General features: G+C 67.0%; 23 protein-coding genes. 14 read left to right on the top strand and 9 right to left on the bottom strand.

Annotated elements, in window-relative coordinates; translation table 11 throughout:
• Positions 1-49: 49 nt before the first annotated feature.
• The 3 genes from ACP7AR_RS09565 to ACP7AR_RS09555 form a co-directional block, all read right to left on the bottom strand.
• A complete protein-coding gene (locus ACP7AR_RS09565) occupies positions 50-259 on the bottom strand; it encodes a hypothetical protein (RefSeq protein WP_426185096.1) in 210 nt (69 codons plus the stop codon).
• Between the two features lie 93 nt (positions 260-352).
• Positions 353-1,324 carry a DNA-3-methyladenine glycosylase family protein gene (locus ACP7AR_RS09560; protein ID WP_426185094.1) on the bottom strand — a complete coding sequence of 324 codons (972 nt, stop codon included), beginning with the start codon at positions 1,322-1,324 and terminating at the stop codon, positions 353-355.
• Between the two features lie 528 nt (positions 1,325-1,852).
• Positions 1,853-2,560: a winged helix-turn-helix domain-containing protein gene (locus tag ACP7AR_RS09555; protein WP_426185092.1), complete on the bottom strand. Its 708-nt coding sequence runs from the start codon at positions 2,558-2,560 to the stop codon at positions 1,853-1,855.
• Between the two features lie 327 nt (positions 2,561-2,887).
• On the opposite strand from ACP7AR_RS09555, the gene ACP7AR_RS09550 reads away from it, so the two are divergent.
• The 8 genes from ACP7AR_RS09550 to ACP7AR_RS09515 all read left to right on the top strand — a co-directional run bounded on the left by ACP7AR_RS09550 (position 2,888) and on the right by ACP7AR_RS09515 (position 14,740).
• A complete protein-coding gene (locus ACP7AR_RS09550) occupies positions 2,888-3,196 on the top strand; it encodes a GNAT family N-acetyltransferase (RefSeq protein WP_426185090.1) in 309 nt (102 codons plus the stop codon).
• A gap of 58 nt (positions 3,197-3,254) precedes the next feature.
• Positions 3,255-3,719: a DIP1984 family protein gene (locus ACP7AR_RS09545; protein ID WP_426185088.1), complete on the top strand. Its 465-nt coding sequence runs from the start codon at positions 3,255-3,257 to the stop codon at positions 3,717-3,719.
• A 327-nt stretch (positions 3,720-4,046) separates the two neighbouring features.
• Complete coding sequence (locus tag ACP7AR_RS09540) at positions 4,047-5,504, top strand: MFS transporter (RefSeq protein ID WP_426185086.1); 1,458 nt, start codon at positions 4,047-4,049, stop codon at positions 5,502-5,504.
• Positions 5,505-5,605: 101 nt separating this feature from the next.
• A complete protein-coding gene (locus ACP7AR_RS09535) occupies positions 5,606-6,775 on the top strand; it encodes an exonuclease SbcCD subunit D (RefSeq protein WP_426185084.1) in 1,170 nt (389 codons plus the stop codon).
• Complete coding sequence (locus tag ACP7AR_RS09530; RefSeq protein ID WP_426185082.1) at positions 6,775-9,801, top strand: AAA family ATPase; 3,027 nt, start codon at positions 6,775-6,777, stop codon at positions 9,799-9,801. The genes ACP7AR_RS09535 and ACP7AR_RS09530 overlap by 1 nt, the downstream gene beginning before the upstream one ends.
• 168 nt (positions 9,802-9,969) lie before the next feature.
• Complete coding sequence (nadE, locus tag ACP7AR_RS09525; protein ID WP_426185080.1) at positions 9,970-10,788, top strand: ammonia-dependent NAD(+) synthetase; 819 nt, start codon at positions 9,970-9,972, stop codon at positions 10,786-10,788.
• 47 nt (positions 10,789-10,835) lie between these two features.
• Positions 10,836-14,315 (top strand): TM0106 family RecB-like putative nuclease, encoded by a 3,480-nt coding sequence (locus ACP7AR_RS09520; RefSeq protein ID WP_426185078.1) that lies wholly within the window; start codon positions 10,836-10,838, stop codon positions 14,313-14,315.
• 56 nt (positions 14,316-14,371) lie between these two features.
• Entirely contained in the window at positions 14,372-14,740 is a 369-nt protein-coding gene (locus ACP7AR_RS09515; protein ID WP_426185076.1) for a VOC family protein, read from the top strand.
• A gap of 15 nt (positions 14,741-14,755) precedes the next feature.
• On the opposite strand, the gene upp is transcribed toward ACP7AR_RS09515, so the two are convergent.
• Positions 14,756-15,388 (bottom strand): uracil phosphoribosyltransferase, encoded by a 633-nt coding sequence (upp, locus tag ACP7AR_RS09510; protein WP_426185074.1) that lies wholly within the window; start codon positions 15,386-15,388, stop codon positions 14,756-14,758.
• A gap of 109 nt (positions 15,389-15,497) precedes the next feature.
• On the opposite strand from upp, the gene tadA reads away from it, so the two are divergent.
• Positions 15,498-15,953 (top strand): tRNA adenosine(34) deaminase TadA, encoded by a 456-nt coding sequence (tadA, locus tag ACP7AR_RS09505; RefSeq protein ID WP_426185072.1) that lies wholly within the window; start codon positions 15,498-15,500, stop codon positions 15,951-15,953.
• A 30-nt stretch (positions 15,954-15,983) separates the two neighbouring features.
• Here tadA and ACP7AR_RS09500 read toward each other — a convergent pair whose 3' ends face one another.
• Positions 15,984-16,955, bottom strand: coding sequence for a cation diffusion facilitator family transporter (locus ACP7AR_RS09500; RefSeq protein ID WP_426185070.1), 972 nt, complete (start codon positions 16,953-16,955; stop codon positions 15,984-15,986).
• 78 nt (positions 16,956-17,033) lie between these two features.
• Here ACP7AR_RS09500 and proC point away from each other — a divergent pair, with 78 nt between their 5' ends.
• Complete coding sequence (proC, locus tag ACP7AR_RS09495) at positions 17,034-17,873, top strand: pyrroline-5-carboxylate reductase (RefSeq protein ID WP_426185068.1); 840 nt, start codon at positions 17,034-17,036, stop codon at positions 17,871-17,873.
• 20 nt (positions 17,874-17,893) lie between these two features.
• On the opposite strand, the gene ACP7AR_RS09490 is transcribed toward proC, so the two are convergent.
• Together ACP7AR_RS09490 and ACP7AR_RS09485 are read right to left on the bottom strand one after the other, a co-directional pair.
• Complete coding sequence (locus ACP7AR_RS09490; protein ID WP_188437730.1) at positions 17,894-18,565, bottom strand: potassium channel family protein; 672 nt, start codon at positions 18,563-18,565, stop codon at positions 17,894-17,896.
• Entirely contained in the window at positions 18,558-19,988 is a 1,431-nt protein-coding gene (locus ACP7AR_RS09485) for a TrkH family potassium uptake protein (protein WP_426185065.1), read from the bottom strand. Before ACP7AR_RS09485 ends, ACP7AR_RS09490 begins: the two co-directional genes overlap by 8 nt.
• Positions 19,989-20,086: 98 nt before the next feature.
• Here ACP7AR_RS09485 and ACP7AR_RS09480 point away from each other — a divergent pair, with 98 nt between their 5' ends.
• Positions 20,087-20,503 carry an ArsR/SmtB family transcription factor gene (locus ACP7AR_RS09480; RefSeq protein WP_426185063.1) on the top strand — a complete coding sequence of 139 codons (417 nt, stop codon included), beginning with the start codon at positions 20,087-20,089 and terminating at the stop codon, positions 20,501-20,503.
• A gap of 45 nt (positions 20,504-20,548) precedes the next feature.
• On the opposite strand, the gene ACP7AR_RS09475 is transcribed toward ACP7AR_RS09480, so the two are convergent.
• Both ACP7AR_RS09475 and ACP7AR_RS09470 read right to left on the bottom strand, forming a co-directional pair.
• On the bottom strand, positions 20,549-21,364 hold the full coding sequence (locus tag ACP7AR_RS09475) for an ABC transporter permease (protein ID WP_426185061.1): 816 nt from the start codon (positions 21,362-21,364) through the stop codon (positions 20,549-20,551).
• The gene (locus tag ACP7AR_RS09470; protein WP_426185059.1) at positions 21,361-22,251 is read right to left on the bottom strand and encodes an ATP-binding cassette domain-containing protein; all 891 of its coding nucleotides are present in this window, start codon (positions 22,249-22,251) and stop codon (positions 21,361-21,363) included. The genes ACP7AR_RS09475 and ACP7AR_RS09470 overlap by 4 nt, the downstream gene beginning before the upstream one ends.
• A gap of 101 nt (positions 22,252-22,352) precedes the next feature.
• On the opposite strand from ACP7AR_RS09470, the gene ACP7AR_RS09465 reads away from it, so the two are divergent.
• From ACP7AR_RS09465 to ACP7AR_RS09455, 3 genes are all read left to right on the top strand, one after another.
• Positions 22,353-23,285, top strand: coding sequence for a TetR/AcrR family transcriptional regulator (locus tag ACP7AR_RS09465; protein ID WP_426185057.1), 933 nt, complete (start codon positions 22,353-22,355; stop codon positions 23,283-23,285).
• 117 nt (positions 23,286-23,402) lie between these two features.
• Complete coding sequence (locus ACP7AR_RS09460; protein WP_426185055.1) at positions 23,403-23,594, top strand: helix-turn-helix domain-containing protein; 192 nt, start codon at positions 23,403-23,405, stop codon at positions 23,592-23,594.
• 126 nt (positions 23,595-23,720) lie between these two features.
• Complete coding sequence (locus tag ACP7AR_RS09455; RefSeq protein WP_003792170.1) at positions 23,721-23,819, top strand: 30S ribosomal protein bS22; 99 nt, start codon at positions 23,721-23,723, stop codon at positions 23,817-23,819.
• Positions 23,820-23,842 lie beyond the last annotated feature (23 nt).

Below are 23,842 nucleotides of genomic sequence, written 5' to 3'. Positions count from 1 at the left end.
ACGACCTTAACCGGTGCCGCGGACATTCCGATGGTTGCGGCCGTCGCTGTCAGAGTTCGATGCCGTTGGATTCGTCGTTGACTCCGGCGTTGTCGCCTTTGCGGGATTCGACCGCGATCAGCCAGACCAGCGAGACGATGGCGGCGAGCAGGAGCCCGAGCCAGACGTTCTGCAGGATGAGACCGATGACCACTCCCAGCACGACGAGGACGACCGTGCCGCCGAGCCAACTCCAGCGTTGCTTCTTCGATGCCGCCATGACCTCAGCCTAGGGGTGTCGTCGGACAGGTCGGGGTTTCTGCCGGGTCGAAGAGTCGCAGCGAAGGGGAGCACCGTGAACGAGAGCAGGTCATCAACGCCTGCGGTGATCCTCTGGTGCCAGGCGCGGGCCTCGACGGGCTTCACGCACGCCGCTCGCGAGGATGAGACGGATCACGCGGTGGCGGTGACCTGCCCAGGGCGCCAGGAGCTCCAGCATCCCGTCGTCGTCGACGCGCGCTCCGGTCAGGGCGAAGCCGACTTCGTGGGCGAGATGGTAGTCGCCGACGCTCACGGCATCCGGGTCTCCGAGGGCTCGGATGCGGGTCTCTGCCGATGTCCACACGCCGATGCCGGGCAGGCTGGTGAGGATGCGGTCACGCTCAGCGCCGGTCTGCGCCGCGAGTACGACATCACTGATCCGCTGGCCGCGTTCGGCGGCGCGCACGATAGCGCGGGATTGCGGAGGCTCGACACCGGCGCGATGCCACGCCCACGAGGGAATCAGACGCCAACCGTCGATCGTCGGTGGTGCGAACATCGGTCGTGGTGTCGGACCGGGTGCGCGTTCGCCGAAGCGCGTGATCAGCACGCGCCAGGCGCCGAACGCCTGGAACGACGTGACCTTCTGCTCGATCACGGCGCTGGCGAGCGAATCGAAGATCAGATCGGTGCGGGTGAGGCGCAGACCGATCGTGCGGCGAGCGACGTCCGCGAGGAACGGGTACCCCGCCTCGGTGAGACTCGACACATCGAACCCGCTCGCGTCGTCGTCAGCGCCGCAGAGGGCGGGCAGCTGTGCGAGGGCCCACTCGGCTCCCGCTCCCCACGCTGTCGCGTGCACTCCGTCGGACGCCTGGCGCAGCGCGAGTGTCGCAACTCCCTCGGGCGTGCGGCTCGCGCGCCACAGCGTCGTGCCGGCGACGAGCATCGTCGGGTCTTTCGGCCCGCGCATGAGCGATCCGACGGTGCGCATGAGGCGCAATGGGTGCGGCGGGCGATACACGGTCGAGCGCGGCGGACCCGTCGCGGGTGCTGCGGTTGCGGCATCCGCTGTGGTGGTCATGCGAACACCCTACGTCCGACGCCTGACACCGAGCCGAAGCGGCCCGGGGCTGCGGCGCGAGTGCTCGTCGGGAGGTGGCGCTGTTGGTCGCGTTGGGGTCGCGGAGTCGACCACGCGCGACACCTTGTGGATGCTGCGGCGCGGGTGCTCGTCGGGAGGTGGCGCTGTTGGTCGCGTTGGGGTCGCGGAGGCGGCCACGAGCGCCACATCGCGGATGCTGCGGGGCGGGTGCGCGCGGTGAGGTGGCGCTGTTGGACGAGTTAGGGCCGCGAAGGCGACCACACGCGCCACATCGCGGATGCTGCGGCCCGGGTGCGCGCCGGGAGGTGGCGCTGTTGGTCGCGTTGGGGTCGCGGAGGCGACCACGCGCGACACCTTGTGGATGCTGCGGCCCGGATGCGCGCCGTGAGGTGGCGCTGTTGGTCGCGTTAGGGTCGCGGAGGCGACCACGCGCGCCACATCGCGGATGCGGGAGCGGTGCAGCCGGGGAAGCGGGAGCGCCGCGGAAGCGGGAGCCGGTGCAACCCCTCAGAAGCGGTCGGGCGAAGGCGTGCCGTGGCCGTAGCGGATCACGACGTCCGCGTGCCGGTCGAAGCGATAGCCGACGCCGCGGACGGTGCGGACGATGTCTTCGTAACGGCCGAGCTTGGCGCGCAGGCGGCGCACGTGCACGTCGATCGTGCGCTCGCCTGGTGTCTCGTCGTCGGGCGACTGCCACAGTGCGCCGACGAGCTCGGTGCGCTCGATCGTGCGTCCCTCACGGAGCACGAGGTACTGCAGCAGCTCGAACTCCTTGTACGTGAACGCGGCCGAGTCGCCGTCAATCAGTACGCGCTTGCGCGAGATGTCGACGGTGACGCCGTAGTCCTCATCCTGCTCTTCTTCCTCGGCGGCCTTGGTGCGGGCGATCGCACCCGGCTCCTGCAGGGCGAGGCGCACGACGTCGAGGTCGCGGCCGCCTGAGCCGTGCGGGGCGAGTGCGACGGTGGCGTGGGTCTCGGCGCCGGGCGCGAGTTCGGCGAGTGTGCGACGGAGGGCGTCGACGAGCAGCGGCAGGCTCACGCCGGCTTCGGCGGCCTTGATCTCATCGAGTCCGACGTAGAGGGCGAAGCCACGCGGTGAGCGGGTCGCAGGAAGGTCGGCGGCGACGGCGGGTGCCGGTTCGACGAGGGGCGGAACAGCACGGAGATGAGGGGCGCGGGTGGCGGGACGCTCGAGGGTTGCGATGTTCGACATGATGATGGGTTCCTTGCGAAGGGTGAGCCGATGCGGCTCGGATGTGTTGCGTGAATGACCGAGAGGGCCGGGAGCGAGCACGCAGGTGGGTGCTCGGGGCTCCTTCTTCGCAGATCGCGAATGCGGGGAGCGTGGCGGGGCGGCTGGGGTCAGCTACACATTCGGCAACACATGCCAACGCAACCGGGCATCATCATCCCGGCAGTCCTGTTCGCCTCCTGGGCGGACGAGGGGCGCGCGTTGGTGGTCATGGGTGGATTATTACTGAGAAAGTCGGGTTGTGTCAAAACGTCGCCTTGTTCCGCTGGTCGGGCTTACCGTGGAACGATGACTGCTTCGCACATCGTCGACGGCTTCATCCTCACCGACGAGAAGGATGCTTCGCGATACACACTCACTCGAGACGGCGTGCTCGTGAGCGTTCTCGACTATCGCGATGACGGCAGCACGGTGGCCCTGACCAGGGCCTTCACAATCCCGACATTCCGCGGAAACGGGCACGCGGCCCGCGTCGTCGAAGGCGCGGTCGACGACATCGAGAGTCGCGGAGACCGCAAGATAGATCCGGTCTGCTGGTACGTCGCCGAGTGGTTCGAGCAGAACCCCGAACGCGCGGGCCTGCTGCGCCGGCGCTGATGCCGACGGAGTGTGACGCAGTGTTACATCCGATGCTGCGCCCTGCAAGGATGACAGCATGAAACTCGCTGAGGCACTGACGGCCCGAGCAGATCTGCAGCGTCGCATCGAACAACTGCGCGCCCGTATCACCGCGAACGCCCGCTATCAGGAGGGCGAGGAGCCGGCGGAAGACGCGGCAGCTCTCCTCGGGGAGGCCGAAGCTGCCCTCGGCCAACTGCGCGACCTGATCCGCCGGATCAACGCGACCAACGCCCGCCTCGCGCTCGGCGCGGACGGCACCATGACCGACGCGCTCGCCGCCCGCGATGTTCTGCGCCTGCAGCATTCTCTGTTGGCGGATGCTGCCGCCGCAGCATCCGGAACCAATTCGGGGATGCGGCAGATGCGCTCCGAGTTGCGGCAGATCGCCGCATTGCCTGTCGCAGAACTGCGCGCGGCAGCGGACGGCGTCGCGCAGGAGCTGCGAGAGCTGGACAACCGGATCCAGCAGGCGAACTGGACGCACGACATAGAGGAATAGAGCGGAAGTCGGTAGCCACGACGAAGCGGGCACAAGCCCTGCCGGAGGGTCAAATCCGGCCCCTGTAGGGCGGAGGGCAGCCCAGATCTCGCATCGCGCAGCCCCCACGTCGCACAGGTGAAAGTGCATATTGCACACTGCATGACCGCGTGTCGATCGTCGTGGCGAGGGTGGGTCAGGGGACCTTCCGGCTCGAATCCACGGCGTCGTATCCGATACAATCGAACTCTGCTCAGCACCGTTCGCTGAGGCGGTCAGCGCCGAGAACGGGGGCTGGTCCGAGGCTTGAAACCTCCGGCATCCTCACCAGACACCGGAGGTTTTTCCATGTCTTCACCCCTGCGCGCTCACCCCAAGGCCAGATGGTGGGCTCTGTTCGTCATCTCTCTGACACAACTCGTCGTCGTCCTCGACGGCACGATCGTCAACATCGCTCTTCCTCAGGCGCAGATCGCGCTGCAGATGGATGATCACCTGCGTCAGTGGGTCGTCACCGCATACGCCCTCTCGTTCGGCGCACTGCTGCTCCTTGGCGGGCGCATCGCCGACTACTGGGGCCGCAAACGCACGTTCATGGTGGGCATGATCGGCTTCGGCAGTGCCTCGTTGTACGCGGGCATGGCCACCGCCGGCTGGGAACTCATCCTCGGCCGAGCCCTGCAGGGAGTCTTCGCGGCGATGCTCGCGCCCGCTGCCCTCGCGCTTCTGACCGTGCTGTTCCCGTCGGGGAAAGAGCGCAACACGGCTTTCGCTGTATTCGGCACGGTCGCTGGAGCCGGTGCCGCGGTCGGCATGGTGCTCGGAGGATTCCTGACCGAGTTCCTCGACTGGCGCTGGTGCCTGCTGGTCAACCTGTTCTTCGTCGCGGTCGGCCTCATCGGCGGGGCGCTGTTCCTCACCGAGAGCAAGGCCGAAGGCGACAACCGCTATGACCTGTGGGGTGCCGTTCTCGTGACCTCAGGCCTGGGGACGCTCGTCTACGGCTTCAGCCTCGCAGAGACCGGCTGGGGCAACCCGCTCACCATCACCTTCATCGCCCTCGGCGTGGTTCTGCTCGCCGTGTTCGTGTGGATCGAGACGAAGGTGAGCAATCCGCTGCTGCCGCTGCATGTTGTCACCCATCGGGTGCGTGGCGGGGCATTCCTCATTCAGGCGGTCGCCGGCAGCGTCATGATCGGCGCCACGCTGTACCTCACCTTCCACCTGCAGATCGTGCTCGGCATGGGGGCGATGGAGGCAGGCGTCGCGAGCCTCCCGCTGCCGCTGGGCACCATGGTGTTCGCCGGCCTTGCGACCAACATGCTCGGCAAGATCGGTCCGCGTCCCATGCTCATCGGCGGTCCACTCGTCGTCGCCGCCGCTCTGATCTATCTGTCGTTCATCACGCCAGCAGGAAACTACTTCGTCCAGGTGGCTCCGGCCCTGCTGGTGATGGGGATGGGCATGGCGTTCGTCTTCATCCCGCTGCAGAACGTCGCGCTGACGGGTGTCGCGCCGCATGATGCCGGCGTCGCCTCGGCGGTCACGAACTCCGCCATGCAGATCGGCGGATCGATCGGTCTGTCGGTGTTCACGGCGGTGTACGCGGTCATCGTCGGCGGTCACGCACAGGGTCAGGTCGGGCTCGGAACGCTCACGGGCGGCTACAGCGGAGTGTTCATCGGGGCAGCGGTCGGCATGGTCGTGGCCTCGGCCATCGCCATCACGATGGTGCGCGGGCGCAAGGAGGATCTGCTGCCTCAGGGCGCAGTCGAGTCGGAGAGCAGCCCGGTTCTCGTGCACTGAACGTCGTCCGTGCCGCGGCCCCTTCGACGTGTCAGAGCGCGTCGAAGGGTGCCGCGGCGGGCCTCAGCGTGAATGTCCGAGGACCTACGTACGGTGTGAATATGCGAATCCTGCACACCTCCGACTGGCATATCGGTCGCACCTTCCATGGCACCTCGACCATGGATGCGCTGGCCGAGGTGCTGGGCGCGCTCGTGCAGCAGGTTCGGGACGACGCGGTCGATGTCGTGATCGTGGCGGGCGACGTGTTCGACTCCGCGACTCCCGCCGGGCCCGCGTACACGTTGCTCGGTGACACGCTCGTGGCCCTCCACGACACGGGTGCCAAAGTCATCGTCACGAGCGGCAATCACGACTCCGCTGCGCGACTGGGTTTCCAGGCGCGGTTGCTGCGCGACGGCATCCACGTGGTCACCGATCCACGCGCGGTCGGCACTCCGGTCACGATCGATGACGCCGACGGCCCGGTGCATTTCTACGGCATCCCTTATCTCGAGCCGGCGATCGTGCGCCAGCACTGGCCGATGTCCCTTGAGAACGGTGCGATCCTTCGGACGCAGGCGCAGACCATGGCGCATGCGATGAGGCTCGTTCGCACGGGAATGGCCGCGCACGGTGGTCGTTCGGTCGCCATCGCGCACTGCTTCGCGGCGGGCGTGGATGCGACGGCCGGCCTGGAACGAGAGGTTCGTCAGGGCGGGCTCGACGTCGTGCCGCTCGACGTGTTCGACGGCCCTGATTACGTCGCACTCGGACACATCCACGGACGGCAGCAGCTCAGCGAGCGCGTTCGCTATGCCGGGGCTCCGCTGCATTACAGCTTCGGTGAGCAGCACAAGGAGCGCGGCTCCTGGCTGATCGACCTCGATGCGTCGGGTCTCGCCTCGGTGGAGTGGTCGGCTCTGCCAGTGCCGCGCCGCCTCGTGACGCTCACCGGCACTCTCGATGAGATCCTCGCACCACAGAACGTCGATGCGCACGCCGATGACTGGGTGTGCGCGATCTACACAGACGTTCTGCCCCAGATCGAGCCGATGCGCCGACTGAAAGAGAGCTTCCCGCACTGCGCCATGGTGCAGCACACGCCGGCGAGCGGCGCCGGGCGGGCAGAGCACTCCTACGCGGAGCGCCTCAAGTCCGCAGTCACCGACACGGAGCGCATCGAGGCGTTTCTGGAGCACGTGCGAGCGGGGCAGGGCCCGAGTGAGCGGGAGAGCGAGCTCATCAGAGAAGTCCTCGACGAGCGTGTGGCCGCCGAGGCTCTCGTCTAGTGCGCCTCCACCGTCTCGAGATCGAGGGCTTTGGCCCTTTCCTCGATCGCCAGATCGTCGATTTCGACAGCTTCGCGGACGACGGCATCTTCTTGATCGCAGGGCGAACCGGGGCAGGCAAGTCCAGCATTCTGGATGCTGTGTGCTTCGGCCTGTACGGCGGAGTGCCGCGCTACGAAAGCGGTGACAAGCGGCTGCGCAGTGACTACTGCGCTCCCGAAGATCTCAGCGAGATCGTCGTCGAATTCAGCACGACCGCCGGCCGCTTCCGAGTGACTCGATCGCCGGAGTACCAGCGTCCGGCGAAGCGAGGCGGCGGACTCACGAAGCAGCCGTCCGCCGTCGCACTCGATGAATGGACCGACGGCACCTGGGTGGGTCGCGCTGCGCGCGCGGTCGACGTCGGGAACGAACTCGACGAGATCCTGCAGCTCAGCAAAGAGCAGTTCCTGCAAGTGATCCTGCTCGCGCAGAACCGTTTCGCCCGCTTCCTGCTCGGCGACAGCAAGGAACGTCAGGCGCTCCTGCGCCGCCTGTTCGGCACCGAACGTTTCGATGATGTGCAGTCGCGGTTCGAAGAGCGACGACGCTCCGCCGAGAACGCGCTCGCGGGGCGTATCGCCACGGTGACGGCGCGCGTCGAAGAGGCCGAGCGCGTCGTCACGAACGCGTCGCTGTGGGGCGAGCGTGGTGTCGAGGAAGAGCCCGCCTCGCCCGTGCGCGAAGCGCTGTCGACGGACGCGCGCCTCGAGGCGCTGCGACTGGCGCTCACCCGCGCCGAATATCGCGCCGAACGCCGGGGCGCCGAACAGGACGAGGCGGAGAAGAGGCTTGCTGCAGCAGATGCTGCGCTGGTGGTCGCGCGCGAAGAGCGCAAGGCGCAGCGAGACCGCGATCGCGCACGCGAAGCACTCGAACAGCTCGATGCGGAGGAACCGCAGATAGCCGAGGCCCGTCACGTTCTCGAGCGTGCTCGTGCAGCCGAGGCGCTGCGCGCCACGATCACCGCCACGACACGAGCCGAAGAGGCTCGCGCGAACGCCGCCGTCGCAGAGGCGGCGGCACGTTCCGCCTGGGTGGCGACAGGCGCCGAGCTTCCGGAGGAAGCCGGCGAGACAGACCCTGAGTCCGACGCTGTCGCGGCCCTCGAGGCCTGGGCTGCCGACCGAACCCGCGAAAGCGGGGCGTGGGCTCGGGCGGCTGAGTTGGAAGCCGCAGCGCCCGCCCTGTTGACAGAGCTCGCGGCGGCGCAGGAGCGCGTCTCCGCGGCATCCGAGCGAGTCGAGGCGGGAGAGATCGAGCGCATCGCGCTGCCCGCCCGTCTCGCCCAGCTGACGGCTCAGCGCGACGAGGCACGGCGAAGCGCCGACCGAATCGACGATCTCGCACGAGCGCACGACGCAGCCAAGGCACGTCGCGACGCCGCGGTCGAGAGCGACCGTCTGAGCGGCGAACTGGCCGCCGACGAACGTCGGCTATCTGATGCCACCACGGCACTGGCCCTCGCTCAGAACGAACTCGCCGAACTTCGCAGGCGCCGCCTCGACGGCTTTGCGGGTGAGCTCGCGACCGCACTGGTCGACGGCGAACCATGCGCTGTGTGCGGATCGACATCGCATCCCGCTCCCGCCACGCACACCGATCCGGTCTCGGTGGACGACATCGAGGTGGCAGAGTCGGTTCGCGATGCCGCGACCCGTGCGGAACGCGATGCCGGAGATCGCGTCGCCGCAGTGCGGGCCCAGCTCGCAGCGGCAGAGGCCAGGGCGCAGGAGCGCACGACCGAGACGGCAGAGGCAGAGGTCGCGGCAGCTGCGGCAGCTCACGCCGACGCAGTCGCCGCTGTGGATGCGCTCCTCGCCGTGGAATCCCACCTGGCGGAGGTCGACGCCCGAGCCGCGCAACTCGACAAGGAGCGCACCGAGTCTGCTGCCGCGCTCTCTGCGGCGCGCGAGTCGCTGGCACTGCTCGACCAACGAGGCCGTGAGGCGCAGGCACTGATCGCCGACGCCCGGGGCCCGTTCGACACCGTTGCGGAGCGCCTGGCAGACACCGCAGCGCGGATCGTTGCCGCGCAGACGCTGGCGGATGCTCTGGCTGAGCATTCCCGGCGTGCGACTGCGCTCGCCGAGGCGACGGCGGAGCAGCACTCGGCCCTCGCCGCATCCGATTTCGACGATGCAACCGCCGTGCAGCAGGCATTGCGATCGGCGGCTGAGCTGACAGCGCTCGACTCGCGGATCACCGCGCACACCGCACAACGCGCGAAGGAGCGCGCGACATTGCTCGAACTCGAGCTGCGCACCCTCCCGGAAGACGCCATCGATCTTGCTCCCGTCGAGCGGTCAGCCGATGAGGCGCGTGCGGCGTGGAAGGTGGCCGTCGATTCGGCGAACCGCGCACAGAGCACGGCGGAGCAGTTGGGACGCCTCATCGACTCCGCAGCATCCGAACATGCTCGCAGCGCCGATCAACAGGCCGACTACGAGGTGATCCGAGGCCTCGCCGACACGATCTCCGGTCGCGCAGGAAACACCCACAAGATGACGCTCGAGACTTTCGTGCTCGCAGCCGAACTCGAGGAGATCGTCGAGGCCGCCAATCGCCGTCTCAGCGACATGTCGACGGGTCGATACCAGCTGAAGCACTCTGACGCTCTCGCTGCGCGCGGCGCGGCATCCGGTCTCGGCATCGTGGTCTTCGACGCATTCACCGGGCAGACGCGACCAGCGCAGTCGCTGTCCGGAGGCGAGACGTTCCTCAGCTCGTTGGCGCTCGCGCTCGGCCTCGCAGAGGTCGTGACGGCGCGGGCCGGCGGCATCCAGCTCGACACCCTGTTCATCGACGAAGGGTTCGGATCGCTCGACGCCGACACTCTCGACGTCGCGATGCGCACGCTCGACGAGCTGCGCTCGGGCGGCCGAACGGTCGGCATCATCAGCCACGTCGAGTCGATGCAGGAGCAGATACCGGCTCAGCTCGTGGTCGAGCAGACCGAGAACGGCCCGAGCCGGATCCGCACCTGAGGCAGAGGCACGCAGCGATCAGGCGTTCGCCGGACTCCACGCCGAGATCTCGTCGAGCGCACGCAGCTCTTCCGCCGACAGCTGTCGTCTACCCAGTCAAGTCGATGTCAGAGGGACATATTCCATCTCCGTCACGACGACGTAACAGTCAAGGGGGATACTGGACGCATGACGCTTCAGCAGGAGATCGCTCAGAAACTCGGAGTGCAGGCCGAGATCGACCCAGGCGTCGAGATCGAACGCCGTGTGCAGTTCCTCGTCGACTACCTCACCAGATCCAGCGCGAAAGGCTTCGTGCTCGGGATCTCCGGAGGGCAGGACTCGACGCTCGCCGGTCGACTCGCACAGCTCGCCGTCGAGCGCGTGCGCGCTTCCGGGCACGAGGCGACCTTCATCGCCGTGCGACTTCCCTACAAAGTGCAGCACGATGCGGACGATGCGACGGCCGCGCTCGACTTCATCGCACCTGATCGCATCGTCGAGGTGAACATCCAGAACGGTGTCGACGGCGTCGAGAAGGACATCGAGCACGCCGCAGGCGCCGACATCTCCGACTTCAACCGCGGCAACATCAAGGCCCGCATCCGCATGGTCACGCAGTATGCGCTCGCGGGGCACGACGGTCGCCTTGTCATCGGCACCGACCACGCCGCCGAGGCCGTCACCGGCTTCTTCACGAAGTTCGGCGACGGTGCCGCCGACATCCTGCCGCTGTCCGGGCTCACCAAGCGCCAGGGCAAGGCAATCCTGCGCGCGCTGGACGCCCCCGAGAGGCTCTGGATGAAGGTGCCGACGGCCGATCTGCTCGACGACCAACCGGGGCGCGCCGACGAGGACGAACTCGGACTGACCTACGAGCAGATCGACGACTACCTCGAGGGCAAACCGGTGGATGCCGCCGCCGCCGCCCGCCTGGAGGGAAAGTACCTCGCCAGTCAGCACAAGCGTCACCTGCCGGTCGGGCCGGACGACGACTGGTGGCGCTGACGCTCAGCCGCGCATCCGCTGTCTGACGCCCCGGCTACGCTCGAGACATGCGGATCGATATTCAGGCACAGCGCGTCATCTGGAGCGCCAGCGACCTGAAGGCGGCCGCAGAGTGCGAGTTCGCATGGTCCCGCGCGATCGACGCCAAGCTCGGTCGTGTCCCTGCGGTCGTCGAGCCCGAAGATGCGACTCTGGCGCGTGCGGCGAAGCTCGGAGACCTGCACGAGCTGAAGGTGCTCGACGCCTATCGCGAGCGCTTCGGTGCGGATGCCGTGCACGAGGTCTCCAAGGCGTCATCGGCCGACGCCGATTCCCTCGCTGCCGTCGTCGCCGAGACCGGCACCGCGCTGCGCTCCGATGCGAAGGTGCTGTTCCAGGCGGCGTTCTCGACCGACGAGTTCGTCGGCTTCGCTGATTTCCTGCTTCGCGAAGACGACGGGTCCTGGCGAGTGCAGGACTCGAAGCTCGCCCGCACGGCCCGCGTCACCGCTCTCATGCAGTTGGCGGCATATGTGGATCAGCTCGACGGCCTCGGCATCCCTCGCTCGGACTCGGTCGACCTCATTCTCGGCGACGGGACGATCAGCACGCATGCCGTCGACGACCTGCTGCCGTTGTTTCACGTACGGCGGGCACGTCTGCGCGCGCTGATCGCCGATCGTGGTCTCGAGTCGGGCACCGCCGGCGATGCGCTCGCGTGGGGCGATGACCGCGGAGACCTCGAGATCGTCGCGTGCGGTCGGTGCGCGACGTGCACCGACCAGGTCGACGCGCACCGCGACCTGCTGATGGTCGCGCGCATGCGCCCAGTGCAGCGCGCCCGGTTGCGGGCTGCCGGCATCGAGACGATCGATGACCTCGCGGCAGCGGCGTCCGCCCCCGAAGGGATGAACGTCGACACCTTCGAGTCGCTCCGAGCCCAGGCTCGGCTGCAACTGCATGCTGATGCCGACGACGCTCCGACGTTCGATGTCTATCACCCGGGGGCCATCCACACGCTGCCTCGACCGAGCCGCGGCGACATCTTCTTCGACTTCGAAGGAGACCCGCTGTACACCGAGCCCGCACCGGACGGACACGCGCAATGGGGGATCGATTATCTCTTCGGGTGGGTCGACAACGACGATCAGTACACGCCGCTGTGGGCTCACACGTTCGCAGAGGAGAAGCATGCGCTCGAGCGGTTCCTCGACTTCGTGAACCTCCGTCGCGCCGCCCACCCGGACATGCACATCTACCACTACGCGCCGTACGAGACCTCTCATCTGGTCGCGATGGCCGCGCGCCACGGCGTACGTGAAGGCGACGTCGACAGGCTGCTGCGCGAGGGCGTGTTCGTCGATCTCTACCCGCTCGTGCTGCGCACTGTCCGGGTCGGGTCGCGCTCGTACTCGATCAAGAAGCTCGAGCCGCTGTACATGGGTGCTGAGGTGCGCACCAGCGACGTTCAGAAGGGCGACGACTCGATCGTGCAGTACGTCGCCGCTCGCGCACTGGCTGAGGCGGGCGAGAGTGCTGAGGCCGAATCGGTGCTCGCCGATCTGGCCGACTACAACCGCTACGACTGCGTCTCCACCCGGCGACTGCGCAATTGGCTGATCGAGATCGCCAGGGACAAGGGCGTGAGCCCCGCACCGCCCGACGAGACAGAAGAACTCGTCTACGAGCCGTCTCCCCGCTCGGTCGCGCTGCTCGCCGATGCCGAGCGCGACGTCGAAGCCGGCGGCGATGGTGAGGTGCACCGCGTCGCTGCGGCCGCGATCGACTATTACCCTCGCGAGGCGAAGAGCTTCTGGGTGGGGCATTTCCAGCGACTGCGCGAACCGGTGTCGATGTGGGATCAGACCCGAGACGTCGTGAAGGTGGATGCCGCGCAGTGCGTTCTCAGGCGTGACTGGAGTATCGAAGAAGGTCGTCGTGTCTCCTCACGTGAGGTCGAGATCCGCGGCGAGGTCTCGCCAGGCACCACGCTCGGAGTGGGCGCCAACCCGTTCGCGCTGTATCCGTTCCCCGCTCCGTTCGACGCCGACGCACCGTCGCGCGCTGTGCACGTGCCTCGGGCAGTCACCATCGCAGAGGTCCTCGACGACGGGTACGTGATAACGGAGAGTGCGGTTGGCGGTCAGACGTGGGAGGAGTTCCCGCTCGCGTTGACCCCGGCTGCGCCGCCGCGCGTCGTATCCCTGCAGGGGGCGATCGATGAGTGGGCTGATTCGGTGCACGACGCGGCCCCGGCCTTCCCGTCGGATGCCGCGACGGACATCCTGCGTCGGATCCCGCCGCGTACCCGGTCGGGAGAAGGGCTGCCCGCGACAGGCGGCAGTGCTGCGGCGGGTCATGACACGATCGACGCGATCGTACGCGGCGTGCTCGATCTCGACGGCAGCTATCTCGCGGTGCAGGGCCCTCCCGGCACAGGCAAGACCTACACGGGTTCGCGGGTCATCGCGAAACTGGTGAACGAGCACGGCTTCCGCATCGGTGTGGTGGCACAGTCGCATGCGATCATCGAGACGCTGCTCGACCGCGTGGTCGCGGACGGTGTCCCACCGGGGCAGGTCGCCAAGGCTCCGAAGGACAAAGACAGCGATTCGACGTACACGGCGATCCCGAAGAGCGGCATGGCAGCGTTCCTGGCCGAGCGTGCCGGCCAGGGTCTTGTGGTCGGCGGCACGGCCTGGGACTTCAGCAACACAGGCCGTGTGGAACGCCGGGGGCTCGACCTTCTCGTGATCGACGAGGCCGGTCAGTTCTCGCTCGCGTCGACGATCGCCGTCGCCGCTGGCGCCAAGAGCCTGCTGCTGCTCGGCGACCCTCAGCAGTTGCCGCAGGTGAGTCAGGGCGCGCACCCTGAACCCGTGGACACCTCTGCGCTCGGATGGGTCATGGACGGCGACGCCGTGATCCGCCCCGAGTACGGTTACTTCCTCGACCGCAGCTGGCGGATGCATCCCGCTGTCGCGGCTCCGGTCTCGCGGCTGTCGTACGCGGGTCAGCTGGCGTCGGCAGCAGGTACCGATCAGCGCGCGATCGAGGGCGTGGAGCCCGGATTGCACGTCGTCTCGTTGCGGCATCGGCGCAATGCGACCCAGTCGCCCGAGGAAGCGGGCGAAGTCGTTCGGATCGTGCGCGAACTGCTCGGTCGCGAGTTCACTGAGCCGGGCGCCGCTTCCCGGCCCCTGACGGAATCGGACTTCATCGTCGTCGCGCCGTACAACGCGCAGAAGCAGCTCGTGATCGACGCGCTCGCCGCAGCAGGGCTCACCGGCGTTCCGGTCGGCACGGTCGACAACTTCCAGGGCAAGGAGGCGGTCGTGTCGATCACGACGCTCGCTGCCTCCAGCGGGCGGGACGCCCCGCGAGGGCCGGAGTTCCTGCTGCTGCAGAACCGCCTGAACGTCGCGATCTCGCGAGCGCAGGTGGCGGCGTATCTCATCTACTCGCCTGCGCTGCTCGACGATCTGCCGCGCACGCCGGAGGGCGTCGCGCGACTCAGCGCCTTCGCACGACTGGTCGGCGCAGGGTAGGAAATGTCAGCGGACACTGCGGCGGCGATGTCACAGACCGCTGTTACGTTGTCGCCATGACACCGCCACTGACTCACCATTCGCTCAACTACGTCGAACTGACCGTGACAGATCTCACCGCGGCCAAGGCCTTCTACGCAGGTGCCTTCGGCTGGAGATTTGTCGACTACGGGCCGGACTACGCTGGCATAGCCTCACCGACGGATGACGGCGAAGAGGTCGGCGGTCTGCTGCTGGCGCCTCAGCCGCGGGCGAACGGCGGACCGCTCGTGCTGCTCTACTCAGACGATCTCGACGCGACGGCGGACGCGATCGTCAGTGCCGGTGGCACGATCTTGCAGCCGGCGTATGCGTTCCCCGGTGGGCGTCGACTTCACTTCGCCGACCCCAGTGGAAACGAACTCGGAGTGTGGGCCTCGCAATAGCGGCGAGTGTCGGCTTCAGACCGTGCCGTACAGACGGTCACCGGCGTCGCCGAGTCCGGGAACGATGTAGCCCTTCTCGTTGAGTCGTTCGTCGAGTGCACCGAGGACGAGCGTCACATCCCGATCACCGACCATCTTCTCGATGGCCTCCACGCCCTCCGGTGTGCCCAGTAGGCAGATCGCCGTGACGTCTTGTGCGCCGCGCTTGAAGAGGAACTCGATCGCAGCGCCGAGCGATCCACCCGTGGCGAGCATCGGGTCGATCGCGAAGCACTGGCGGTCGCTGAGGTCGTCGGGCAGACGCTCGGCGTAGGTCGTCGGTTCGAACGTGGTCTCGTCGCGCACCATGCCGAGGAAGCCGACCTCTGCTGTCGGGAGGAGTTTGACCATGCCCTCCAGCATCCCGAGCCCGGCACGCAGGATCGGGACGACGATCGGGCGCGGCTCGGAGATCTTCACGCCCATCGTGGTGGTCACCGGCGTCGTGATCTCGACGGGGCTCACCTTGACGTTGCGAGTCGCCTCGTAGGCGAGCAGCGTCACGAGCTCCTCCGTCAACTGGCGGAACACCGGCGATGGGGTGCGCACATCGCGCAGCACCGAGAGCTTGTGAGTGATGAGAGGGTGGTCGGCGACGTGAACACGCATGAGTACAGAGTAATGCGCCGACCCTCGTGCTGACGATGCGAGTCCTCAGGCGCGCGTGGCGGAAGCGACCGCGACTCCGGACGCGCCACTGCCGGAATAAGCTCGAAGCATGCGCGAGGCAGATGACGACGGGATGCGGCGGGCTCTCGCGCTCGCTGCGGAGGCGGCCGCTGCGGGGGAGGTCCCCGTCGGCGCAGTCGTGCTCGATGCCGACGGTCGCATCATTGCGGAGGGGCGCAACACTCGTGAGGAGACCCACGATCCCACTGGACACGCGGAGATCATCGCACTGCGGCGGGCCGCGGCATCCGTGGATTCATGGAATCTCGAAGGTCACACCCTCGTCGTGACGCTCGAGCCGTGCGTGATGTGTGCAGGGGCGATCCTGCAGTCGCGTGTCGGGCGCGTGGTTTTCGGTGCGTGGGACGACAAGGCCGGGGCCGCGGGCTCGATGTACGACGTGCTGCGCGATCGCCGGCTTCCGTATCGCGCCGAGGTCATCGGCGGGGTGTCGGAAGATGCCGCGATGGCGCTGCTCCGTGACTTCTTCGAACAGCGCCGCTGAGCCCGTCGACAGGCTCCGCGATCGACGCGCTCAGTCGGAGGATTTCAGAACGAACACATCCGTCGGCGGCGTCGGATCGATCGCCGGGCGGTAGACGTCCGGCTCGATGTAGATCGCGCGTGCGATGGGCACGACATCCCGGATCCGCTTCTCGATCTGATCGATGTCAGCCGCGGCCTCACGCACGGTCTTGTCCGACGTCAGCGCGACCTTGGCGGCTACCAGCAGCTCGTCGGGCCCGAGGTACAGCGTCTTCAGGTGGATGAGCTTCTCCACCTCAGGGCCGGAGTCGATGGCATCCATGATCAGGTCGAGATCGGTCTGATTGGCTCCTTCTCCGACCAGCAGGCTCTTCGTCTCGATGCCGAGGATCACGGCGATCAGCACCAGCAGCACACCGATCGCGAGAGTGCCGAGCGCATCGAACACGCTGTTGCCGGTGATCACCGTGAGGCTCACGCCGAGCAGCGCGAACGTGAGTCCGGTGAGGGCGCCGATGTCCTCCAGCAGCACGACCGGCAGCTCGGGAGCCTTCGCTCGGCGCACGAACGACACCCACGACTGCCCCTTCTCTCTCACAAGATTGCTCTCCTTGACCGCGGTTCGCAGTGAGAACGACTCCAGACCGATCGCGATGACGAGCACCACGAGTGGCAACCACCACCACACCGGGTCGAGCGCGTGCGGGTGGGTCAGTTTGTCGATGCCTTCGTAGATCGCGAACAGACCACCGACCGAGAACAGGATGATCGAGACGACGAACGCGTACACATAGCGCTCCCGGCCGTAGCCGAAGGGGTGCTCGCGGTCGGCGGATCGCTTCGCCTTGCGCCCGCCGAGCATCAGCAGCAGCTGATTGCCGGAGTCGGCGACCGAGTGGATCGCCTCAGCGAGCATCGAGGCGGAGCCTGAAAGAGCCCACGCCACGAACTTCGCGATCGCGATGCCCAGGTTCGCCAGGAACGCCGCGACGATCGCCTTGCTGCCACCGGATGCACTCATGCCGCGAGTCTAGTTCCGCCGTACGCGATCCGTACGAGCACTCTCGGCGCTTTCGGATGCCGCGAATAGGATGGCGATATGGCTGATTCGCTTCCGTCCCTCGCGTTCCTCGGTGCTGGTTCCATGGGGGGCGCGATCCTCCAGGGGGTGGTCGCTTCAGGGATACGCGTCGACGGCGGCATCATCGCCACGAACCGCACGACGCAGAAGGCGTCTGCGTTCGCAGGGCTGGAAGGCGTGACCTCGATCGCGCTGGATGAACAGCCCGCAGGGAACACGGATGCCGCGGCTTCAGCCGGCATCGTGATCGTCGGCGTGAAACCCGCGATGGTGCCTGATCTGCTCCGCGAGATCGCGCCGGTCCTGCGGCCGGATGCCATCGTGGTGAGCGTCGCCGCAGGCGTGACACTGGCGACGTTCGCCGATGGTCTCGGCCCGGATGCCCGAGTCATCCGCGCTATGCCGAACACGCCGGCCACCGTGGGCAAGGCGGTCACCGGACTCGCGGCCGGAGGTGCAGCATCCGCCGAAGACCTCGCGGTCGTGCGCCGACTGTTCGAGCTGGTCGGCGCTGCCGTGGAGGTGCCGGAAGAGCAGATCGACGCTCTCGGGACGATCTCGGGGTCCGGGCCCGCCTACGTCTTCCTGCTCATCGAGGAGTTGACGAAGGCGGCGGTCGACAAGGGCTTCGACGAGGCGGACGCGCGCTTGATGGTCGAGCAGACCTTCATCGGCGCCACCGCACTGCTCGATGCATCCGGTGAGAATCCCACCGAACTGCGTCGGCGTGTGACGAGCCCGAAGGGGACCACCGAACGCGCGATCGCCGTGCTGCAGGAGGCGCATCTCGATCGGCTGTTCACCGAGGCGACAGACGCAGCGCTCGCGCGCTCGAGGGAGCTCGCCTCCGGCGCCTGACCTCGGGGCTCGCCGGCAGATCAGCGGTCGAGGCTGGCGAACCGCTCGATGTCGCTGTTCGTGCCCGACACGATGATGAGGTCGTGGTTGGTGACGACGGTGTTGGCCTCGGCGTAACGGAACGGCTTGCCCGGGCTTTTCACGCCGACGACCGTGACCTTGTACTTCGACCGCACGCCGGACTCGTTCAGGCCGACGCCGCGGATGAACTTCGGCGGGTACATCTTGGCGAGCACGAAGTCGTCGTCGAAGCGGATGAAGTCCAGCATCCGTCCGCTGACGAGGTGGGCGACGCGTTCGCCGGCCTCACGCTCGGGGTAGATGACGTGGTTGGCGCCGACGCGGGCGAGGATCTTGCCGTGCGACTGTGAGACGGCCTTCGCCCAGATCTGCGGCACCTTGAGGTCGACCAGATTGGCAGTGATCAGCACGGATGCCTCGATGAGCGAGCCGACTGCGACGACTGCGACCTGGAAGTCCTGAGCCCCGATCTGCTTGAGCGCGTCGATGTTGCGGGCGTCGCCCTGCACCGTGTGCGTGACGCGATCGGACCACTTCTGCACGAGCTCGAGATTCTCGTCCATCGCGAGCACTTCGCGATCGAGTCGGTCGAGCTCGCCCGCGCACGCGGCGCCGAAGCGTCCGAGTCCGATGACCAGTACGGGCGCGTCGCCCCGGAGGACTTCAACCAACGATCGGCCTTTCCACGGGCAGCGAGTAGAGCTGCGAGCGCGATGTCGCGGCGACCGCCGCGGCGAGAGTCACTGTACCAATTCGTCCCATGAAGATGGTCGCTGCGAGCACATACGATGCCGAGTCCGGCAGTTCTGCGGTGAGGCCGGAGGAGAGCCCCACGGTGCCGAACGCCGAGATGACGTCGAAGAGCACGTCGCTGATGGGGGCTTTGGTGATCTGAGCGATGACGATGGTCGACAGGGCGACGATCGTCGCTCCCCACGCGACGACCGACAGCGCGACACGCTGAACGTCGCTGGGGATGCGGCGTCCGAACGCCTCGACGGACTGGCGTCCGCGTGCCTCGGACCAGACGGCGATGGCCAGCACGGCGAGCGTCGTCACCTTTATGCCGCCGGCGGTGGATGCCGAACCGCCGCCGACGAACATCAGCATGGAGGCGGCGAGCATCGAGGAGCCGTTGAGGTCTGAGATCTCGATGACGCTGAACCCACCCGAGCGCGTCATGGCAGAGAGGAAGAATGCCTGGAAGGTCGTGTCGCCGGCATCCATCGATCCGAATGTCATCGGGTTGTTGTACTCGAGGATGAGGAACACGGCCGCGCCGAGGACGAACAGGATCGCAGTGGTGATGAGTGTGAGCTTGCTGTGCAGCGACCACCGCTTCACATGCCAATGGTGCTTAGCGAGCGTGTAGATCACCGGGAAGCCGATGCTGCCGAGGAACACGCTGATCATGAGCACGGTGAGAACGAAGTAGTCGTCGGCGAACACTCCGACGCCACCGGCGTTCGGCGTGAACCCGGTGTTCGTGAACGACATCGCGGCGTAGTAGGGCGCCTCCCAGAGAGCGGCGAGCGGAGGGATGCCCGCCATCAGGAGCCCGGGGTAGAGAAGCAGCGCGACCACGAGCTCGATGAGCAGCAGTGACATCGCGACGGTCTTCAGCAGCTGCCCGACCTCGCCGAGCCGCACGGTCTGTCCTTCGTTGACCACGCCGCCGTGGGCACGCAGCGGGTTGCTGTCTCCGGCGGCGAGAAGTTTGGCGCGCAGGCCGAGCTTCTTCGAGATCACCAGTCCGAGCACGGACGCCAGCGTCAGTACGCCCATGCCGCCGATGTTGACGCCGAGGAAGATGACCACGTGCCCGAACGGTGACCAGTGCGACGCCATGTCGACGGTGGCGAGGCCTGTGACGCAGATGGTCGAGACAGCAGTGAAGAGCGCGTCGCTGATCGGGGTCATGGTGCGCGTCGCCGATGCGATCGGCAGCGCCAACAGCGCGGTGAACACCACGATCAGCGCCGAGAAGATCATGATCGCGAAGCGTGAGGGCGAGGAGGTGATGAGGTGGCGGAGGAAGCGCCACACATCTCGTGCGCGCGTGCGCGGCGATGACGATGACCCGATGCTCGACATCGCCGCCCTCCCAGGGTCAGATCCGTGTTCCCTCGCCGGCGACATTCCGGCGAGCCTTCGTCATGGTACTCCGCGCGTGGGACGACTACCCTGATCTCATGACCGACATCTTCGACGTGATCGCAGACGGCACGAGGCGAGACATCCTCCAGCTCCTCCTGCGGCGGGCGGCAGACGGGGATGCCGGCACCAGCGTCTCGCAGATCGTCAGCGAGCTCGGCATCAGCCAGCCGACGGTGTCGAAGCATCTGAAGGTGCTGCGCGAGTCCGAACTGGTCAGCGTTCGCGAAGACGGCCAGCGCCGGCTTTACAGCATCGAGGTGGAACCGCTGGAAGTCGTGGACGACTGGCTCGTGCCGTTCCTGGTGGATGCGTTCGGCGACGGCGCTCCCGACATCGACTTCTCCTCCGCACCCTTGCCCGACGGCGCCGCGCACGCGGCCGAGGTGTTCGGCCGCGCCGCGGCGTCCGCGAAGCACGTGGTGGCCACCGCTTTCAAGCGGCTGGGCGCCTGACCGCGTATTGGCTCCGAGCGGAGTCGAGGTGCGGTCAGCGGCTCCTCACCTGCGTCCGGCTTTCCGACGAAACAGCCATGCGCCCCATACCGTGGCGATCGCGAGGATGACGAGGCACCAGCCGATCGCCCACCATGGTTCAGCTTCGAGCGGCGCGTCCATCAGAAGCCCTCGGATGGTCTCCACGATCGGTGTGATCGGCAGATTCGCCGCCACCGGCTGAAGCCAGTCCGGCATGCTGGCGATCGGAACGAACGCGCTGGACAGGTACGGCAGGAACAACAGGACGAAGCCGTAGCCGTTCGCTCCTTCCGGCGAGCCGGCGGCCAGCCCGATCGCGGCGAACAGATAGGTGATCGCGAGGATGTACAGCGCGATCATTGCCCCCATCGCGATCCACTCTGCGAGATTCGCTGTGGGGCGGAACCCGACGAGCACGCCGACGCCGATGACGATGGCGGTCGCGACGAGATTGCGCAACAGGCTCGCGACGACATGTCCGGTGAGGATGGCGCCGGCGCGCAGGGGCATCGTGCGGAATCTGTCGATGATTCCGGTGCGCATGTCGTTGGCCACGTACACGGCGGTCGATGAGGCGCCGAAGCCCGCGCAGGTGAGGATGATGCCAGGCACCACGTAGTCGACATACGCGCCGCTGGGATCGATCGCCCCGCCGAAGACCCAGGTGAACATCAACATGAGCATCACGGGAAGCATGACCGCCATGAGCAGCGATTCGCCGTCGCGCATGGATTGGCGGAGGCTGCGTTCGACGAACACGGCCTCCGCGGTGAAGCCGCGCAGACGCGGCCGGACGGTCGGGGGAGCTGATGCCGCGACGGCGGCGAGTGCAGTGGTCATGCGTTCTCCTTCAGAGCGCGTGAATCGGATGAGGTGAGGGCGAGGAAGACATCATCGAGCGTCGGGCGCCGCAGCGTCACGACGCCGTCCGCCCCTTGCTCGTCCAATGCGTCCAACGCCCGTCGCAGATCGGTGACCGTGCCGTCGGTGGGGATCTCGCTGAGCAACTCGCCGCGTTCGTCGTGGAGTTCGACGGTGTCGCCGCCGACGCGGGCCTTCAGTTCGGCGGCCGTGCCGAGGGCGGCGGTGCGTCCGTCGTGCAGGACTGCGATGCGATCGGCCAGTTGGTCTGCCTCTTCGAGGTACTGCGTGGTGAGGAAGACCGTGGTCCCGGCCGCTGCGAGTGCGCGGATGATGTCCCAGAGATCTCGGCGACTGCGTGTGTCGAGACCCGTGGTCGGCTCGTCGAGGAAGAGCACCTCCGGAGTCACGACGAAGCTCAACGCCAGATCGAGACGCCGCCGCATGCCTCCGGAGAAGGTGCGGACCAGTCGGGACGCGGCATCCGTCAGCCCGAACTGCGCGATGAGTTCAGACGCGCGACGGCGTGCATCGGCGCGCCCTAGGCCTGCAAGGCGCGCGAACATGACGACGTTCTCGGTTGCGTTGAGAGCATCGTCGACCGCGGCGGACTGTCCGGTGAGACTGATCCGTCGCTGCACCTGCACCGCCTCGTCGGACACGTCGAAACCGTTGACGGTGGCTGTTCCGGCGTCGGCGTGCACGAGCGTGGTGAGGATGTTGATGATCGTCGTCTTACCCGCGCCATTCGGGCCGAGAAGGGCGAACACCTCGCCTGGTGCGACGGTGATGTCGAGGGCGTCGAGCACGGTCTGCTTCCCGAAGCTCTTGCGCAGACCTCGCACTTCGATTGCTGCTGTCGTCATGACATTCCTTTCTGTGTAGGGGGAAAACTGTGTATGGAGGAGACTACTGCGTATGACCATAACACACTGTTTAACCAATAAACAGAAGTAGGATGGCGAGCATGAGCGACGTAGAACCACCGGAACTGCCGCGAGGAATCGCACTCGCCTGGGGTGTGGCGGCGAATCCGCAGCGCGGGCCCAAGCGAGAGATGAGCGTCGAGAAGATCGTCGATGCCGCGGTGGAGCTCGCGGATGCCGAGGGCCTCGGCGCGGTCTCCATGGCCGCCGTCGCCGCCAAACTCGGATTCACGCCGATGTCGCTGTACCGGTATGTCACCGCGAAGGACGACCTTCTGCTGCTCATGCAGGAGCAGGCGACCGGGTTGCCGCCGGAGGAGTATCGCGTCCAGGAAGGCTGGCGCGCGAAGCTGCGCATGCTGTTCGAAGCGCAGGTGATCGTCTACCTCAGTCATCCCTGGATGCTGTCGATTCCGATCGCCGGGTCGCCGATCACTCCGAACAGCTCTGCGTGGCTCGACGCCGGGCTGGACGCACTCGCGGAGACCCCTCTGGCCGATGCCGAGCGGCTTGCCGTCGCCCTCTCCGTAACAGGAGAGGCACGGTGGTACGGACTGGTCTCTGCGGGCTACATCGAACAATCGCGTGCGACCGGGCTCTCCGCGGCAGAGGTGTCAGCGCAGGAAGCGGCGCTGTTCGACCGGGTCATCTCGGCCGATGAATACCCTGCACTGCGCCGCGCGATCGACGCGGGAGTGTTCACGGCCGACGACGATCCGTTCCGGTTCGCCATGGAGCGGATCTTCGACGGAGTGGACGCGTACATCGCCGGGCTGGATCGCGGCGAGGCTCACGTGATCGATGCCGAATGGATCGGTGTCGAACCGCCTGAAGTCGCTGGGGACAAGAAGCTCAGGGAGGCGCGTAAGGACGTCCGCGACGCGGAGAAGGCGCTCCGAGACGCTCGGAAGATCGAGCGCGTCGCACTGCGGGACGCGCACGACCGAGTTCTGCGGGCGCGCAAGCGCGACTGAGAGCTCGGATCGCGCATCGGCGATGCACAGCGATCCCACAGGTCACATTGGCCACACGGGTTTACACACGTCGCAACTTCGCCATAGAGTGTGCTTCAGCAGAAAGGGGTACAGGGGATGCCCGAAGTTCCAGACGTCCGGTTCCTTACGGTTGCCGAAGTCGCCGAGATCATGCGCGTGTCGAAGATGACCGTCTATCGCCTTGTCCACGCGGGTGAGCTGCCCGCGATTCGATTCGGCCGCAGTTACCGCGTGCCCGAGTCCGCCGTGAGCGATGCGCTGCATCGGCCCATCGCCGACGTAGGGTGACCCCGTTCGACGTTGTGATCAGCGAGTGCCCGCGGGTTTGCTAGACTGACCCGAGGCATTTTTCCGTGCCCGTACCCGGGCGTCCGCCTTTGTGCGACGCCCAGCCACTGACGTAGTGAGGTTTCCGTGGGTTCTGTCATCAAGAAGCGCCGCAAGCGCATGGCGAAGAAGAAGCACCGCAAGCTGCTTCGCAAGACTCGCCACCAGCGCCGCAACAAGAAGTAAGCGGCCTAGACACGAGCGCCTGT

The sequence above is a fragment of the Microbacterium sp. TWP3-1-2b2 genome (genome assembly GCF_049896145.1).
Taxonomy (GTDB): Bacteria; Actinomycetota; Actinomycetes; order Actinomycetales; family Microbacteriaceae; genus Microbacterium.
This window is presented reverse-complemented; position numbering and strand designations above follow the sequence as displayed.